Origin of the sequence: Vibrio sp. 10N.222.48.A3 (assembly GCF_041475345.1) — a bacterium.
GTDB lineage: Bacteria > Pseudomonadota > Gammaproteobacteria > Enterobacterales > Vibrionaceae > Vibrio > Vibrio tasmaniensis_A.
Genome location: NZ_JBFRVX010000900.1, coordinates 1 through 1,030, shown reverse-complemented (window position 1 = coordinate 1,030; position 1,030 = coordinate 1). Strand labels below are relative to the sequence as shown.

Genomic DNA, 1,030 nt, shown 5'->3' with positions numbered 1-1,030 from the left:
CCATATCAGTAACGCGCTCGCGGGCCTTTTCTCGCTGGGTGGCAAGAACGATGTGGCCGTAGTTGAAAACCTCATCAAGTTTGATGAGTGTTTTGAAGGCTTCAGCTACGAAGGTGTGCCAGACGTACGAATCATCGTATTCAAAGGCTACCCTGTGATGGCGATGATGCGTCTGTCCACTTCAGATTCAGATGGTAAGGCTAACTTGCACCAAGGTGCTGTTGGTGTGGGTATAGACATTGCGACAGGTAAAGCGGTTCGAGCGGTTCAGTTCGATCAGCCTGTTACACACCATCCAGATACGGGTAAAGAACTCGCGTTATTACAAGTTCCTCACTGGGAAAAGCTGTTAACTCTAGCATCAAGTGCTTGGGAAATGACGGGCTTAGGCTATATGGGTACTGACATGGTATTAGACCAAGAAGAAGGCCCTATGGTACTAGAACTTAATGCTCGACCTGGTTTAGCTATCCAAATAGCGAACGGCGCGGGGCTACTTCCTAGACTGCATCATATTGAAAACCTTGGCACGCCTGCTGAATATCCAAAACCTGCGGAGCGTGTTGCTTACGCTGCAAAACAGTTCGGTCACAACTAGTCAAAATTTTGTCACTTAAATTTTAGGCCAAAATTTGGGGTGTTTGGGGTTATCTCCCCTTGCATCCCAATCCTTTCTATACGCTTACTTCAGCAACACATTCACACCAAAAATAGATTAAAAGGTACTTATTTGTGCTAATTCCGCCTAGGAAGTAGAAAAATACGCACCATCAAAATCAATTAAAACCCATCAAATTTGTGTAGATACCCTATTCACTGTAAATCCCACGCATAAGTATTCACACTGCTTGTTTGTAACGACGTTCCCTTACAAAACGACCAACAAATAAATTGTAACCCTATGTTAGCATACGGATAATTTAGTCAATAAAATAAGCAACAACTGTTAAGGAAATGCTCTGATGACCGTCAAAAATAAGATTATGCTAACAATTAGCGGCCTAATCTGTTTAACGATTTTAGTTATATC

General features: G+C 42.8%; 1 protein-coding gene. It reads left to right on the top strand.

Features of this window, described 5'->3' with window-relative positions; all coding sequences use genetic code 11:
• Window positions 1-598, top strand: a 598-nt coding sequence (locus tag AB4653_RS21595) for an alpha-L-glutamate ligase-like protein (protein WP_372105310.1), incomplete at its 5' end; no start/stop codon positions are given.
• Window positions 599-1,030: the final 432 nt, after the last annotated feature.